A 12,688-nucleotide genomic window follows, 5' to 3' on the forward strand; every position below is an offset into this window, starting at 1 on the left:
CTCGGCTCCGCCTCTCGGGCCCACGCCTGATGTTGCGCGCGATTCGCTGGTGCCAGCCGGGCGCGTGGCTGGCCTCGTGCCAGGGCGGCCAGGGTGGCCAGGGCCCCCAGTGGCGAAGCCTGCGGCCGCTCGGCCCGTGAAAGGCCGAGCATGCGCTCAATCCGTCACTTATCCGGCCCAAAGGCAACTACACTGAGTCACAGCATGCGCACGAAAGCCGCCCCTCATCGCGGCCGGTGTGGGGGTCCTCGTTCTGATGACGGCGGCCCAGCGCATCCCGCCGCCCGGGGGCCCGGTTCCGCGCCGTCGCCCTCGATGGCGCCGCCCTCCGCGTACCCGTCGCCGGTCGTCTCCGGGCCGGGTGCGCAAGCCGTCGACTGTGCGGCCATCCCGCGGTACGACTCCGGCATTCTCCCCGCCGACGCGGGCGGCGAGTTCGTCCCCTACGGCGCCGACGCCATCACCCGCTGCGACACCCCCGTGCTGACCCCGGCCCCGACCGTCGCCCCGCCCGAGGTGCTCACCCGCGGGGTCGGGAGCTTCGTGCAGCTGCTCAACAGCCTTCCCGCGCCGCAGCCCGACCAGGCGTGCCTGCGCGTGGCGTTGCCGACGCAGCTCAGCTTCGTCGTCACGTTCGAGCCGCGCACGCAGCGCCCGCCGCTGGTCGTGGTCGGGGACCGCAACTGCGCGGCGCTCGTCGTCGGCGACACCGTGGGCGGCCGGGTGCGCTCGTACGCGAGCCTGGACCCGATGCCGATCTTCGAGGAGCTGTACGCCGCTCAGCCGCCCGCCTGAGCCTCCATCCGCACCACGCGCCCCTCCACCACCGTGAAGACGTCCGTGGCCACGGCCGTGTGCTCGGTACCGTCGGCCAGCACCCCGTGCACGCGGTGCACGACGACGATGGAGTCCTCGGCGCGCGCCGCCGCCGGTGACGAGTGCAGCTCGCGCCAGCTGTCGTAGGAGGCCTGCAGGTACCGGGCGACCGCTTCGCGCCCGTCGTGGCGGCCGCCGTTGGGGAACTCGTCGGGCTCGATCCACACCACGTCGGGGGCGAGGTCGCGCACGGCGGCGGCGATGTCGCCCGCGGCGAAGGCGGCGTAGGCGCGCAGCACGAGGTCAAGGTCGGGGTCCGTGGCCACGGAGGGGTCCATGGCCACAATGCTGTACGAACCCTGCGGCGTCGTGTGCGCCGGCGCGGGCCGGTTCGTGTTCGCTGTGTGCGAATGCACCCGCGCGCCCGACGGGCCGCGGCGCGAGATGACCGGGAACGGGACGAGGCGGATCGGCGGCGGCGGTACCGTCAGGCGGCCCGACCCCCACCGCACCCACAGCGCCTCGCGCCCGGCGGCCGCCTCGGCGGCGAGCTTGTCCAGGGTGCGCCTCCGGTCGGCGTGGTCCACCTCGATGACGAGCGGTGGCGCGGACGGGCGGGCGACGCCGACGTCGACGACGGAGAACTGCTGCTCGTACGGCGGGGGCAGCGGCACGACACTGCGCGCCCGGCGGTACGCCCGCCAGCCCGACACCGTCGCCCACTCGACGGTCGCGGCGATGAGCAGCTCGGTGACCTCGTCGGTGCCGCGGTCGGCGAACGTGAGCCGGTCCAGGTGTTCCTGCAGCGCGGCCACGACGTCCATGGCAGGAACCCTAAACTGCCGATGGTGACACTCGCTGAGGCGTACACACGGCAGAAGCGCCGCGCGGGCGGGGACTGGCACGCGCGGATCACCCTCGGGTCCACCGTCGCGGTCGAGGACGACGACGAGCGGCTCATCAAGGGGTACAGCATCCAGAAACTGGCCCTCGCCTGTGCCCTGCTGGCCAAGGCCGACCGCGGCGAGCTGGATCCGGGCCGGCGCGTGCGCCTCGAAACAGCCGACGTCATCGGCGGTTCCGGGTTGTACCATCTGCAGCCCGTCCACGGCGACGAGCTCACGGTCGCGGGCGTCCTCACGGCGCTGCTGCTCGTGTCCGACAACACCGCGGTGCGCCTGTGCGGGCGGCTCGTCCCGGGCCCGGAGGTCAACGAGATCCTCGCCTCGCTCGGGTTCGCCCGCACCCGTGTCGCGACCACCGCCGACCCGGCCCGCTTCTTCCTCGGCGACACGACCGCGCGCGAGACCCACGACCTGCTCGCGCGCCTGGCCGCGGGCACGCTGCTGAGCCCGCAGAGCAGCGCGTTCATGCTGGGCGTGCTGCGCGCCCCGGCCGGCTACCACGACGGCGTGCGCCGCGACCTGTCCGGCCCGGCCCGCGCCCGCGTGGCCACGAAGCACGGCGCGGACCGCGACACCCGCGGCGCGGCCCGGCACGAGGCCGGCGTCTTCTTCGCGGAGGACGGCACCCCGGCCGTGGTGTACAGCCTGTTCGCGGACGGTCTGCCGGCCGCGGCCGACTACGGCCCGACCCACCCCGCCGTCCGCGCCCAGGCCGCGCTAGGGCGGATCATGCTCGGAAGTTGCTAGGTTCGTTTTATGTTGCAGCGGTACCGCGAGCAGTCGCGCTTCAGCGACCCCGGCCGGTTCGGCGAGCTCCTCGACGAGCTGCCCACCGACCTGCCCGGGCTGATGGCGGTGGTGCGCAACCTGGTCGTGCACTACCGGGCGTCCGGGATCGCGTTCGACGGGGGGCGGCTGGCCGAGATCGACTCGCGCTGGGTCGCCCGGATGCTGGAGCTCGACCAGGGGCGGTTCCCGCTGCCGCTGCGCGAGCCGCGGCCCGCGGAGCAGCGGGTGCTGGGCTGCTGCCGCGACTTCACGCTGCTCACGATCGCGGCGCTGCGCCGGCGGGGGGTGCCGGCGCGCAGCCGGGTCGGGTTCTCGCCGTACTTCGCCGAGGACTGGAACTACGACCACGTCGTCGCCGAGTACTGGAACGGCACGCGGTGGGTGCTCGCCGACGCGCAGCTGGACCCGGCAGACTACCCGTTCAACACCGCGGACCTCCCGCAGTTCATCACCGCCGCGCAGGCGTGGACGGCGCACCGGCGCGGGCTGATCGACGCGGACCGCTACGGCGTCGACCCGGCGCTGCCGTTCCACGGCCACCAGTTCCTGCTCGACTCGGTGCTGCTGGAGGTCGCCCACCGCCACGGCGACGAGGCGCTGCTGTGGGACCAGTGGGGGGCGATCACCGACCGTACCGCGGACGAGCTGGCCGAGCTGCTGCTGGCCGCGGACCGGGGGGACGCCTCGGCGGAGCGGGGCCTGGCGAAGCGGTACGAGACCGATCCGTCGCTGCGCCTGGCGAAGCGGGTGCACTGCATGTCCCCGAGCGGCTTCGACGGCTGGGTGTCGATCTAGCGAAGGCCCCCGGCTAGAACGAGACGCGGCCCTTGCCGCCGGTCTTGGCGGCGTACATGGCCTGGTCGGCGTCGTGCATGAGGGCGTCGATGGGCACCTCGCCGTCCCAGAGGTTCACGCCGATGCTGGCGCGCGGGGTGATGATGCAGTCGGGCCGGTACGCGGCCGGCTCCTGCAGGGCGGTGCAGAGGCGGTCGGCGATGAGGTACACCGCCTCGTCCGACTCGACGCCGTCGAGCAGCACGGCGAACTCGTCGCCGCGGAGGCGGGCCACGGTGTCGGCGGCGCGTACGCCGGCGAGGAGGCGTTCGGCGACGACGGTGAGCAGGAAGTCGCCGGCGTTGTGGCCGTAGGCGTCGTTTACCTGTTTGAAGCCGTCGAGGTCGATGAGCAGCATGGCGACGGGGCGGCCCTGGGTGGCGTTGGCGCGGGCGGCGGAGATGCGCTCGCGCAGTAGGGCGCGGTTGGCCAGGCCGGTGAGGCCGTCGTGGGAGGCGCGGTGGTGTACCTCCTCGAAGGCGGCCCGCAGCACCCCCAAGGTCTCGTTGAGTGAGCGGCCCATCTGCCCGACCTCGTCGCCCCGGTCGAGCTCGACGCGGCGGCTGAGGTCGCCGCGGGCCACGCGGGCGAGCACGTCGACGACCTCGCGCAGGGGGCGGGAGATGGCGCGGGCGGTGAGCACGGCGAGCAGGATCGCGGTGAGCGCGCCGGCGGCGAGCATGGCCGCGGTGAGCTGGGTGTTGCGGATGCCGTTGGCCTTGGCCTCGCGGGCGCCGTCGGCGACGGCCTCGACGAGCTGGTCGAGGAAGGAGTTGGCGCGGTCCTTGACGGCGCGGGCGATGGCCTCGGAGCGCACGAGGACGACGGAGGCGGCCTTGCGCTGGTCGCCGGCGTTCGCGGCGTCGAGGGCGGCCTGGCGGGCGGTGCGCCACATGGTGACGGTGGCGGCGAACGCCTTGAGGCCCGACTGCTCGCTCTGCGGCAGCGGCAGGGCGCGCAGTTCGGCGATGCGGGCGTCGATGTCGCGGTCGGACTCGGTGATGACCTCGGCGTAGGTGTCGCGGTAGAAGCCGGGGTCGGACAGGATGTAGGCGAGGACGGCCTCGAGCTGGGCGCCGACGGCGGAGCGCACGGTGGTCATCCGGTCGAGGGCGACGACGTTGACGCGGTACTCGCGGTCCTGTTCGGCGACGAGCCCGCGCAGGTTCAGCAGGCCGACGACGCCGGACGCGGTGAAGATCGCGGTCACGACCAGGGAGTAGAAGGCGTAGAGGTCGCCGTCCTCGGCGACGGTGGCGTTGGCCGGCCACCAGTTCATGTAGAAGGACGCCTGGCGGTGCAGGGCGCACTGGTGCTGCAGGATCGGCAGGCCGCCCTCCTGGAAGGCGGTCGTGGCGATGGAGTCGACGCCGCCGTAGCCGCCGTTGACGTACCGCGGGTCGCGCAGGATGTTCCCGACCCGGTCGATGGCCGCGACGACCCGGGGGTCGTCGAACGGGATGCGGTGGGCGACCCACTGGTCGTAGACGTCGGGGCCGGCGGTGCGCAGCAGGGTGTCCTCGAGCCAGTCGGTGGCGGGCCAGCCGGTGGCGCCGCCGGACTCGATGCCGGCGCACCAGGGCTTGATGCCGGCGGCGGCGATGCGGTCGCTGAGGGCGAGCAGGTCGGCCCAGGTCTGCGGGACGGTGTACCCGTGCTGGGCGAAGTACTTCGGGGAGTACCACACGAACGACTTGACGTTGCCGTCCAGCGGGGCGGCGTAGAGGACGCCGTCGACGGTGCCGTAGCGCTGCCAGTCGGCCGGGTGGTACCGGGCGACGTTGGCGGCGACGGCCTTGCCGGCGGGCTTGAGCCGGCCGGTGTGCGCCATCGCGGCGAGCAGGCCGGGCTGGGGGAAGAGGGCGAGGTCGGGGATGCGCCCGGCGGCGACGTCGCCGGGCAGTGCGGCCTCGAAGTCGGCGCGGCCGGTGTAGTCGATGGTGATGCCGGTGCAGGTCTGGAACGTCTCCCAGGCCTTGACGAGCTGGTCGGACTCGACGTCGCGGATCGAGGAGCGGACGGTGACGGTGCTGCCGCGGTGGCCCCGGTAGGCGGCGTAGGGGGCGCAGCCGGGGTCGGCGGCGGGGCTTTCGGCGCCCGGGGTGCCGCATGCGGCGAGCGCGACGAGGGCCGCGGCTACGGCGGCGACCCGCGGTACCGCGGCCAGACCCATGAACGCAGCATAAGCGCATAAAGCCCCCGAATCAGGCGGGTCGGGGATGCGCAACCGCGACGTCCTAACGGCCGGAAAAGGTTGTCCGGTCGGTACGGACAAATCCGTTGATACCCGCCCAGGTGTGGGTGAGATAGGTGGTGAGGAATGTCACGAGGTGGTTCCGGCGCGTCACATCCGGCCTAGCGTCGCGAACGGCCCTGCTTGGGGCCGGCAGTACGAAACCAACCGTTTCGCCCGGTACTTCGGGTCAGCTCCGGCCACCACGTGCGGCGCCTCCGCCCGAGACACGCGAGAGTGCACCGGGCCGACCGTGGAGCCGAACTGAACGCACGCCAGCCGCTGCACCGCATTGCAGCAGGCACCGCTGCCCTTGCCCTTTCCGCCGTCTGGCTCGGCCCTTCAGCCTCTGCCGCGGCCCAACCCGCACCACCCGCGTCGACGCACACGGAGTCGTCCGAGACGGCCCAGCCGGGCTCGCCCGCTCCGACGCTCGCCGAGCAGGAGGCCCTGCTCGCCGCCTACGAGCGCGTCGACCGCGCCCACCGCGACCAGTACGTCCGCCTCGCCGCCTCGGTGCGCGACGCGGCGGTCGCCCCGGCCCCGCCGCCCGCCCCGGCGCAGACCAAGACGACGACGCAGAAGAAGTCGACGACTTCGCAGAACAAGACCACGAAGTCCACGACGTCGTCGAAGACCACCACGTCGGTCGCTCCCCCTTCCGGGGCCGCCGGCACGGTGGTGTCGTTCGCGCTCGCGCAGGTCGGCAAGCCCTACGTGTACGCGAAGGCGGGCCCCGACGCCTACGACTGCAGCGGCCTGGTGATGGCCGCGTACGCCCGGGTCGGCATCAAGCTGCCGCACCAGAGCGAGCAGATCGCGGCCAAGGGCCGGCAGGTACCGGCCGGGCAGTGGATGCCGGGTGACGTCATCCACATGCCCGGGCACGTCGCCATCTACCTCGGCGGCGGCAAGATGGTCGAGGCGGCGAACCCGTCGGCCGGCATCCGCGTCGCCCCGGTGCGCGGCGGCACGGCGTACCGCTTCCTGTAGTCCGATCCGGTCCGGCCCGCGCGGCGCATTCTCCTCAGGAGTGTGCCCGCGCGGGCCGATCGGCCCGATATGAGCGGATTCCACCGGCCCGCGCTGCTCGTGCCGGTCCTGTGGCTGTCGGACCGTGGCTGTCGGACCGGGTGCGTACGAGCACGCGGCTGGCGGTCCTCGTCGTGGTCCTGCTGGTGCCGGGCCTCGGCACCACGTACGCGTACACCAGCTCCGTCGGCGACCGGCTGGACTTCGCCGCGAACGAGCGCGCCGGCACCACGGCGGTGCGGCCCGTGCTCACGACGATGACCGACCTCGCCGCCGGGCCGGCCGCCGCGCAGACCCTCGCCGACCGCATCACCGGCATCGGCGACAGCTCCGGCCTGATCCTCGACCCGGACCTGGACACCTACTACGTCATGGACGCGCTCGTCATCGAGCTGCCCAAGGCCCTGGTCGCCGCCGCGGGGGCGGCCGCCCCGGACACGTCGGCCCCCCTCGCCGACCGGGTCGCCGGCCAGGCCGTGCACGCGGGCCGGCTCGACGACGCCGCGGCCGCACTGCGCAGCGGTACCAGGACCGCGACCGCCCACACCGCGGACGGCGCGCTCGCCGGCGACCTGCGGCCGCTCGATGCCGCCGCCGACGCGCTCACGGACCTGTCGGGCCGGCTGACCGACGGCCTCGCGACGCCGGGCCCGGTCGACGCGAGCGCCGCCGCCGCCGCGGTCCGCGCGGCGATCGCGCCCGCGACCGCGGCGCTGCAGCGGCTGCTGGACGCCCGCTACTCGCACCTGCAGCGCGACCGCCGGGTCAACCTGACCGTCACCGGCGTCACCGCGATCGCCGCGATCTGGTTCGCCGCCTCGGTGTGGTGGCGCACCCGCCCACGACGTGCGCCTCGCCGTCGGCGCGGTCACCGCCACCGCCCAGGGCGACCTGCGTCCGCGGGAGGTGCCCGCCGGCCGCGACGAGCTCGGCGACATCGGCCGCGCCCTGGAGCGGTCCCGGCAGCGCCTCGTCGAGCAGGACGAGCAGCTGCGCCAGTCCCAGCAGGTGCGCGAGGAGCAGCTGCACACCAGCTTCGAGCAGCAGCGCGAGGGCCAGCGGCAGCTGCGGGAGCGGGCCCAGGGGGTCGTCGACGAGTCCGTCGGCGCGATCTCGGCCGAGCTCGAGGACGTCGTGGCGCAGGTCGGCGAGGTCCGCCAGGCCGCGCGGACCATCGAGGAGCGGGTCACCGAGGCCGACCGGGCCACCGCGTCGGCGGTCGAGCTCGACCTCGGCGGCGTGCCGGTGCGCGTGCACGCCCAGGTGGTGCACTGCGTGCGGCAGGGCACCCGGACCGAGGTCGGCATACAGCTGCTGAACCCGCCGCCGGAGGTCGTGGCCGGCATCCGGCGGTTCGTGGACAGCGGCGCCTGAACCCGTCCCGCGAACCGGGGGTAGTACCCACCATGACCGTACATCGACGCGTGACAGTCGTGCTCACCCTGGCCGCCGCGATCACGGCCTCGCTGCTGGCCGGCCCGGCCGCGGCGAACGCATCGGGCGCCGACCGCCCGCTGCCGACCACCCTCGACCTGCCCGACGGGTTCCAGCCCGAGGGCATCGCGATCGGGCCGGGGGCGTTCGTGTACTTCGGCTCCCGCGCCGACGGGCGCATCTACCGCGTGAACCTCGTCAGCGGGGCCGGCGTCCAGCTCAGTCCCCCGGTCGGCACCGCCTCGCTGGGCCTGAAGACCGACGGCCGCGGCCGGCTGTTCGTGGCCGGCGGGGGCGGCGGCGACGCCCGGGTCGTGGACACCCGCACCGGGTCCGTCCTGGCCTCGTACGAGTTCACGACCGGCACCACGTTCGTGAACGACGTGATCCTGCTCGACGGCTCCGCGTACTTCACCGACTCGCGGCAGGCGGTGCTGTACAAGGTGACGAACGGCCGCCACGGCGAGCTGCCGGAGTCGTTCACGACGCTCGCCCTCACCGGCGACTTCGTGCTCACGCCGGGCGTCAACAACCTCAACGGCATCGCCGCGACGCCCGACGGCCGGGCGCTGATCGCCGTGCAGTCCAACACCGGCCTGCTGTTGCGCATCGACCCGCGCACCGGCGCCACGCGCCGCATCGACACCGGCGGCCGCACGTTCGTCAACGGCGACGGGCTCTGGCTGGCCGGGCGCACGCTGTACGTGGTGCAGAACCGCGACAACACCGTGGTCGCGCTCGAGCTCGACCGCGCCGGCACGAGGGGCCGCGTCCGGGCCGAGCGCACCGACCCGCGCTTCGACGTGCCGACGACGATCGCGCAGTTCGGGCACCGGTTGTACCTGCCCAACGCCCGCTTCACCACGCCCCCGGCCGCGGACACGGCCTACACCGCGGTGTCCATCGCCGCGTTCTGACCGCCCGTCTGCCAGGCTGGGCCGATGGGCGAAGCACTGGCGGACCTGCTCGACGCCGCCGCCGCGGGCCGTTTTCCCCCCGCGGACGGCGGCGTCACCTTCACGCCCCAGCCGAGCGCGCGCGACGCCGGCGTCATCGCGTTCACCGCACACTCCGTGATCTTCGTCGACGAGGACCCGGACTGGCTGCGCGCCGAGCTCGCGGCCACGGGCAGCGACCAGCTCGCGGCCCCGATGCACCCGCGCTTCCTGGCCGCGCTGCTGCAGCGCACCGGCCGCCGGACCGACACCGTCGACCTGCTGACCGTCGCCACCGCCCGGCCCGGGCCGCCGCCCCTGGCCCTGCGCGAGCTCGGCGACCCGGACCACCCGCGGGTGGTGCGGGCCCGCCGCCACCGCGACGACGTGCGGGTCTGGTCCGCCGACGGCGGGCTGCTGGTGCTCGGGCGCGGGGTGGCGGGCCGGTGGGAGGCCGCCGTCGAGGTCGACGAGCCGCTGCGGCACCGGGGGCTCGGCCGGGCCCTGGCGGCCGCGGCCCGGCACCTGGTGCCGGGCGGGGCGCCGGTGTGGGCCCAGCAGGCGCCGGGCAACGCGCGCAGCGTCCGCGCCTTCCAGGCCGCCGGCTACCGCCCGGCCGGCTCCGAGGCCCTCCTGACCCTCTGACCTCAGCGCCGGGCGCCCGCTGGGGCCGCCGCCCGGCGCCCGCTGACGTCAGCCCAGCTGCGGGTACACCATCCGGACGTCCGCGGCCAGGGCCGCCTTCGCCTGCACCGCCGCGTCGTCCACGAGGATCTCCAGGTCGCCGCGCTCGATACCGTCGGCGACCGCGGCCGCGACGAACTCCGGCGCGACCTTGGGCACGTCCCACCGGCGCATCATGTCGGTGTCGGCCGCCCCGAGGTGCACCCCGCTGACGACCGTCCCCTGCGCGGCGAGTTCGAGGCGGACGCCGTTGGTCAGGCTCCACTCGGCGGCCTTCGCGGCGCTGTACGAGGTCGCGTGCAGGTACGTCACCCACGACAGCGCCGACAGCACGTTGACCACGGCCCCGCCGCCGCCGGCCGCGAGCACCGGCGCGAACGCGCGCACCATGCGCAGCGTGCCGAAGTAGTGCGTCTCCATCTCCAGCCGCACGTCGTCGAGCGGGCCGTCGACGAGGTTCGTGAACGTGGCGACCCCGGCGTTGTTCACCAGCAGCGTCACGTCGGCCGCGGCGGCGGCCGCGGCGTCGACGGACGCCTGGTCGGTCACGTCGAGCGGCAGCACGACGGCCCCCCGGCACGTCGACCCCGGCGGGGTTGCGCGCGGTCGCGTAGACCTTGGCCCCGCGCGCGAGGAGCTCACGCGCGATGTGCAGCCCGAGCCCGCGCCCGGCCCCGGTGACCAGCGCGACGGCGGCGTTCAGCTCCATACGGTTACCTCCCGAGATGATCCCGTCACGCCAGGACATCGCCGCATGAACAACTTCGCCGTTCAGGTTCGTCCTGCCGCCCGGTTCAGACGGTGCCGGCCGGCCGTATGGGATCGTCGGGGCGTGGACGAGGGGCTGCGGTTCGGCGAGGTGGCGGAGGTCTACGACGACGCGCGGCCCGGCTACGCGCCCGGGCTCGCCGAGACCATCGCCGCCTACCACGGCCGGGCGCCGCGCGACGTGCTCGAGATCGGGGCCGGCACGGGCAAGGGCACCGCGGTCCTGCACGCGCTCGGCGGGCGCCTGACCTGCGTCGAGCCCGACCCGCGGATGGCGGCCCGGCTGCGGCCGCGCTTTCCCGGGGCGACCGTGCTCGTCGCGCCGTTCGAGGACGCCGGCGCCGGGCCCGCCGACGTCGTCGGGTGCGCCCTCGCGTGGCACTGGCTCGACCCGGCGCGGCGCAACCGGCTGGCGTTCGACGCGCTGCGGCCCGGCGGCACGCTCGCCGTGTTCGGCCACCGCTACGGCTACGCCGACCCCGCCCACGCGCGGGCGTTCGACGCGGCCTTCGCGACGGTGGATCAGGCCCCCGCGGCGGTACGCGACGACGCCTGGGTCCACGCCGATGTCCTCGCGTCCGGGCTGTGGGCCGACGTGCGCGGGCACACCACGAGCCGGACCCTGCCGATGGACACCGGGGCGTACCTGCGGCTGGTGCGCACGTTCGGGCCGTTCCGCGCCAAGAGCCCGGCCGCGCAGGAGCACACCCTGGAGGTCCTCGCCGCGACGCTGGACACGCTCGGCGGCGGCACGGTGCTCGACCTGCGCGGCTTCCTCGTCCTGGCCCGCCGGGGCTGAGCCGGGCGTGGGCCAAGGCCGGGCGCGGGCCGACGCCGGGCGCGGGCCGACGCCGGGCGCGGGCCGACGCCGGGCGCGGGCCGACGCCGGGCGCGGAGCCGACGCGGGGCGCGGAGCCGACGCGGGGCGCGGAGCCGACGCGGGGCGCGGAGCCGACGCGGGGCGCGGGGCCGACGCGGGGCGCGGGGCCGACGCGGGGCGCGGGGCCGACGCGGGGCGCGGGGCCGACGCGGGGCTGAGCCGGGCGGGAGTGGCGCCGCGGGCCGACAATTGACGCATGTATGTCATCAAGGAGCGCTTCTTCGACTTCGGCGACGACTTCGACGTCACCGACGACCACGGGCGCAAGGTCCTGCACGTCGACGGCAAGGTGCTGAGCCTGCGCGACCGGCTCGTCATCGAGGACCCGTCCGGCAACGAGGTGGCCTCCGTGCGCCGCAAGCTGATCGCGCTGCGCCCGACGTACCAGATCGAGATCGGCGGCGAGGAGGCCGGCGAGGTGCGCAAGAAGCTCTTCACGCCGTTCCGCGAGAAGTTCACCATCGACGTGCCGGGCCCGGACGACCTCACCATGTCCGGCGACCTCTTCGACCACGAGTTCACGGTGGAGCGCGGCGACCGCGAGGTGGCCCAGGTCTCCAAGCGCTGGCTGAGCATCCACGACAGCTACGCGGTGAACATCGCCGACGGCGAGAACCACCTGCTGATCCTGTGCGCGGTGCTCGCCCTGGAGCTGGCGATCCAGCGCGACAAGGACGAGGAGCAGCAGGAGAAGAAGGACAGGCGGGACGACGACGACTGAGCGGGAGGGTTTGTCGCAGGCCCCGGTGTCGATCCGGGCACTCCGCCCTTATGAGGGGCGGCCGAGCAGCCGACGCTCCGCCTGCGGTGGACGGTCCACAGTGGATGGCAACACGCGTTGAGAGGCCATAGCCGGATTCGAACCGGCATGTCTCGTTTTGCAGGCGAGCCCCTTGACCACTCGGGCATATGGCCGTGCGTGCCTCCGGCTGGACTCGAACCAGCGGCCTTCAGGTTCGGAACCTGATGCTCTCTCCGCTGAGCTACGAAGGCGAGGTGCGGGCGGAGGGATTCGAACCCCCTGAGCGCTTGCAACTGGGTTACGGCCAGTCCCGACTCTCCAGCGTCGGCGCGCCCGCGAGGGACGGGACCGGCCGGCCCCCCGTTAGAACGCGGCCGGCCCCGTCGCGGTGGTGCGATGGTGGCTCCGATGCCCGGATTCGAACCGGGACCTGGACGGTTAACAGCCGTCTGCCCTGCCGGTTGGGCGACATCGGAAAGTTGGAGGCAGGGGCGGGATTCGAACCCGCGGTTTCCGGCTTATGAGACCGGCGAGGACGACCGAACTCCTCCACCCTGCAAGTGCGCCGCCGGGGACTCGAACCCCGAACACGCCGATTAAGAGTCGGCTGCTCTACCCGTTGAGCTAGCGGCACGT

The 12,688-nt window shown here is 74.2% G+C and carries 12 protein-coding genes, 6 tRNA genes and 1 pseudogene; 9 read left to right on the forward strand and 10 right to left on the reverse strand.

The window, feature by feature from the left end:
* Nucleotides 1–315: 315 nt before the first annotated feature.
* Nucleotides 316–795, forward strand: coding sequence for a hypothetical protein (locus ACPPVO_RS42360; protein WP_426504216.1), 480 nt, complete (start codon nt 316–318; stop codon nt 793–795).
* Here the strand turns inward: ACPPVO_RS42360 and ACPPVO_RS42365 are convergent.
* Complete coding sequence (locus tag ACPPVO_RS42365) at nt 780–1,640, reverse strand: nuclear transport factor 2 family protein (protein ID WP_426504217.1); 861 nt, start codon at nt 1,638–1,640, stop codon at nt 780–782. The two genes, ACPPVO_RS42360 and ACPPVO_RS42365, sit on opposite strands and share 16 nt — an antisense overlap.
* Between ACPPVO_RS42365 and ACPPVO_RS42370 the strand changes: the two genes are divergently transcribed.
* Nucleotides 1,611–2,468: a serine hydrolase gene (locus ACPPVO_RS42370; RefSeq protein ID WP_426504218.1), complete on the forward strand. Its 858-nt coding sequence runs from the start codon at nt 1,611–1,613 to the stop codon at nt 2,466–2,468. The two genes, ACPPVO_RS42365 and ACPPVO_RS42370, sit on opposite strands and share 30 nt — an antisense overlap.
* Before the next feature lie 9 nt (nt 2,469–2,477).
* On the forward strand, nt 2,478–3,305 hold the full coding sequence (locus ACPPVO_RS42375; RefSeq protein ID WP_426504219.1) for a transglutaminase-like domain-containing protein: 828 nt from the start codon (nt 2,478–2,480) through the stop codon (nt 3,303–3,305).
* Nucleotides 3,306–3,318: 13 nt separating this feature from the next.
* On the opposite strand, the gene ACPPVO_RS42380 is transcribed toward ACPPVO_RS42375, so the two are convergent.
* Nucleotides 3,319–5,517, reverse strand: a complete 2,199-nt coding sequence (locus ACPPVO_RS42380; protein WP_426504220.1) for an extracellular solute-binding protein — start codon at nt 5,515–5,517, stop codon at nt 3,319–3,321.
* Between the two features lie 297 nt (nt 5,518–5,814).
* Between ACPPVO_RS42380 and ACPPVO_RS42385 the strand changes: the two genes are divergently transcribed.
* The 4 genes from ACPPVO_RS42385 (at nt 5,815) to ACPPVO_RS42400 (ending at nt 9,623) form a co-directional block, all read left to right on the forward strand.
* Nucleotides 5,815–6,570 (forward strand): C40 family peptidase, encoded by a 756-nt coding sequence (locus ACPPVO_RS42385; protein ID WP_426504221.1) that lies wholly within the window; start codon nt 5,815–5,817, stop codon nt 6,568–6,570.
* Between the two features lie 885 nt (nt 6,571–7,455).
* Nucleotides 7,456–7,983: a HAMP domain-containing protein gene (locus ACPPVO_RS42390; RefSeq protein ID WP_426504222.1), complete on the forward strand. Its 528-nt coding sequence runs from the start codon at nt 7,456–7,458 to the stop codon at nt 7,981–7,983.
* A 50-nt stretch (nt 7,984–8,033) separates the two neighbouring features.
* A complete protein-coding gene (locus ACPPVO_RS42395; protein ID WP_426504223.1) occupies nt 8,034–8,960 on the forward strand; it encodes a superoxide dismutase in 927 nt (308 codons plus the stop codon).
* Nucleotides 8,961–8,984: 24 nt separating this feature from the next.
* Complete coding sequence (locus ACPPVO_RS42400) at nt 8,985–9,623, forward strand: GNAT family N-acetyltransferase (protein ID WP_426504224.1); 639 nt, start codon at nt 8,985–8,987, stop codon at nt 9,621–9,623.
* 48 nt (nt 9,624–9,671) lie between these two features.
* Here the strand turns inward: ACPPVO_RS42400 and ACPPVO_RS42405 are convergent, their stop codons facing one another.
* Both ACPPVO_RS42405 and ACPPVO_RS42410 read right to left on the reverse strand, forming a co-directional pair.
* A complete protein-coding gene (locus ACPPVO_RS42405) occupies nt 9,672–10,226 on the reverse strand; it encodes an SDR family NAD(P)-dependent oxidoreductase (protein ID WP_426504225.1) in 555 nt (184 codons plus the stop codon).
* Nucleotides 10,227–10,299: 73 nt separating this feature from the next.
* Nucleotides 10,300–10,410: pseudogene (locus ACPPVO_RS42410) on the reverse strand (hypothetical protein); the annotation flags it as partial.
* A gap of 84 nt (nt 10,411–10,494) precedes the next feature.
* Between ACPPVO_RS42410 and ACPPVO_RS42415 the strand changes: the two are divergent.
* Complete coding sequence (locus tag ACPPVO_RS42415; RefSeq protein ID WP_426504226.1) at nt 10,495–11,229, forward strand: class I SAM-dependent methyltransferase; 735 nt, start codon at nt 10,495–10,497, stop codon at nt 11,227–11,229.
* Nucleotides 11,230–11,506: 277 nt separating this feature from the next.
* Nucleotides 11,507–12,031: an LURP-one-related/scramblase family protein gene (locus ACPPVO_RS42420; RefSeq protein WP_426504227.1), complete on the forward strand. Its 525-nt coding sequence runs from the start codon at nt 11,507–11,509 to the stop codon at nt 12,029–12,031.
* Nucleotides 12,032–12,153: 122 nt separating this feature from the next.
* Here ACPPVO_RS42420 and ACPPVO_RS42425 read toward each other — a convergent pair.
* From ACPPVO_RS42425 to ACPPVO_RS42450, 6 genes are all read right to left on the reverse strand, one after another.
* Nucleotides 12,154–12,225, reverse strand: a tRNA-Cys gene (locus ACPPVO_RS42425).
* A gap of 5 nt (nt 12,226–12,230) precedes the next feature.
* Nucleotides 12,231–12,303: transfer RNA gene (locus ACPPVO_RS42430), tRNA-Arg, on the reverse strand.
* Nucleotides 12,304–12,307: 4 nt separating this feature from the next.
* Nucleotides 12,308–12,389, reverse strand: a tRNA-Tyr gene (locus ACPPVO_RS42435).
* A 63-nt stretch (nt 12,390–12,452) separates the two neighbouring features.
* Nucleotides 12,453–12,528 (reverse strand) — tRNA-Asn (locus tag ACPPVO_RS42440).
* A gap of 4 nt (nt 12,529–12,532) precedes the next feature.
* Nucleotides 12,533–12,611, reverse strand: a tRNA-Met gene (locus ACPPVO_RS42445).
* Between the two features lie 2 nt (nt 12,612–12,613).
* Nucleotides 12,614–12,686: transfer RNA gene (locus ACPPVO_RS42450), tRNA-Lys, on the reverse strand.
* Nucleotides 12,687–12,688 lie beyond the last annotated feature (2 nt).

The sequence above is a fragment of the Dactylosporangium sp. McL0621 genome (assembly GCF_049995355.1).
Lineage (GTDB): Bacteria > Actinomycetota > Actinomycetes > Mycobacteriales > Micromonosporaceae > Dactylosporangium.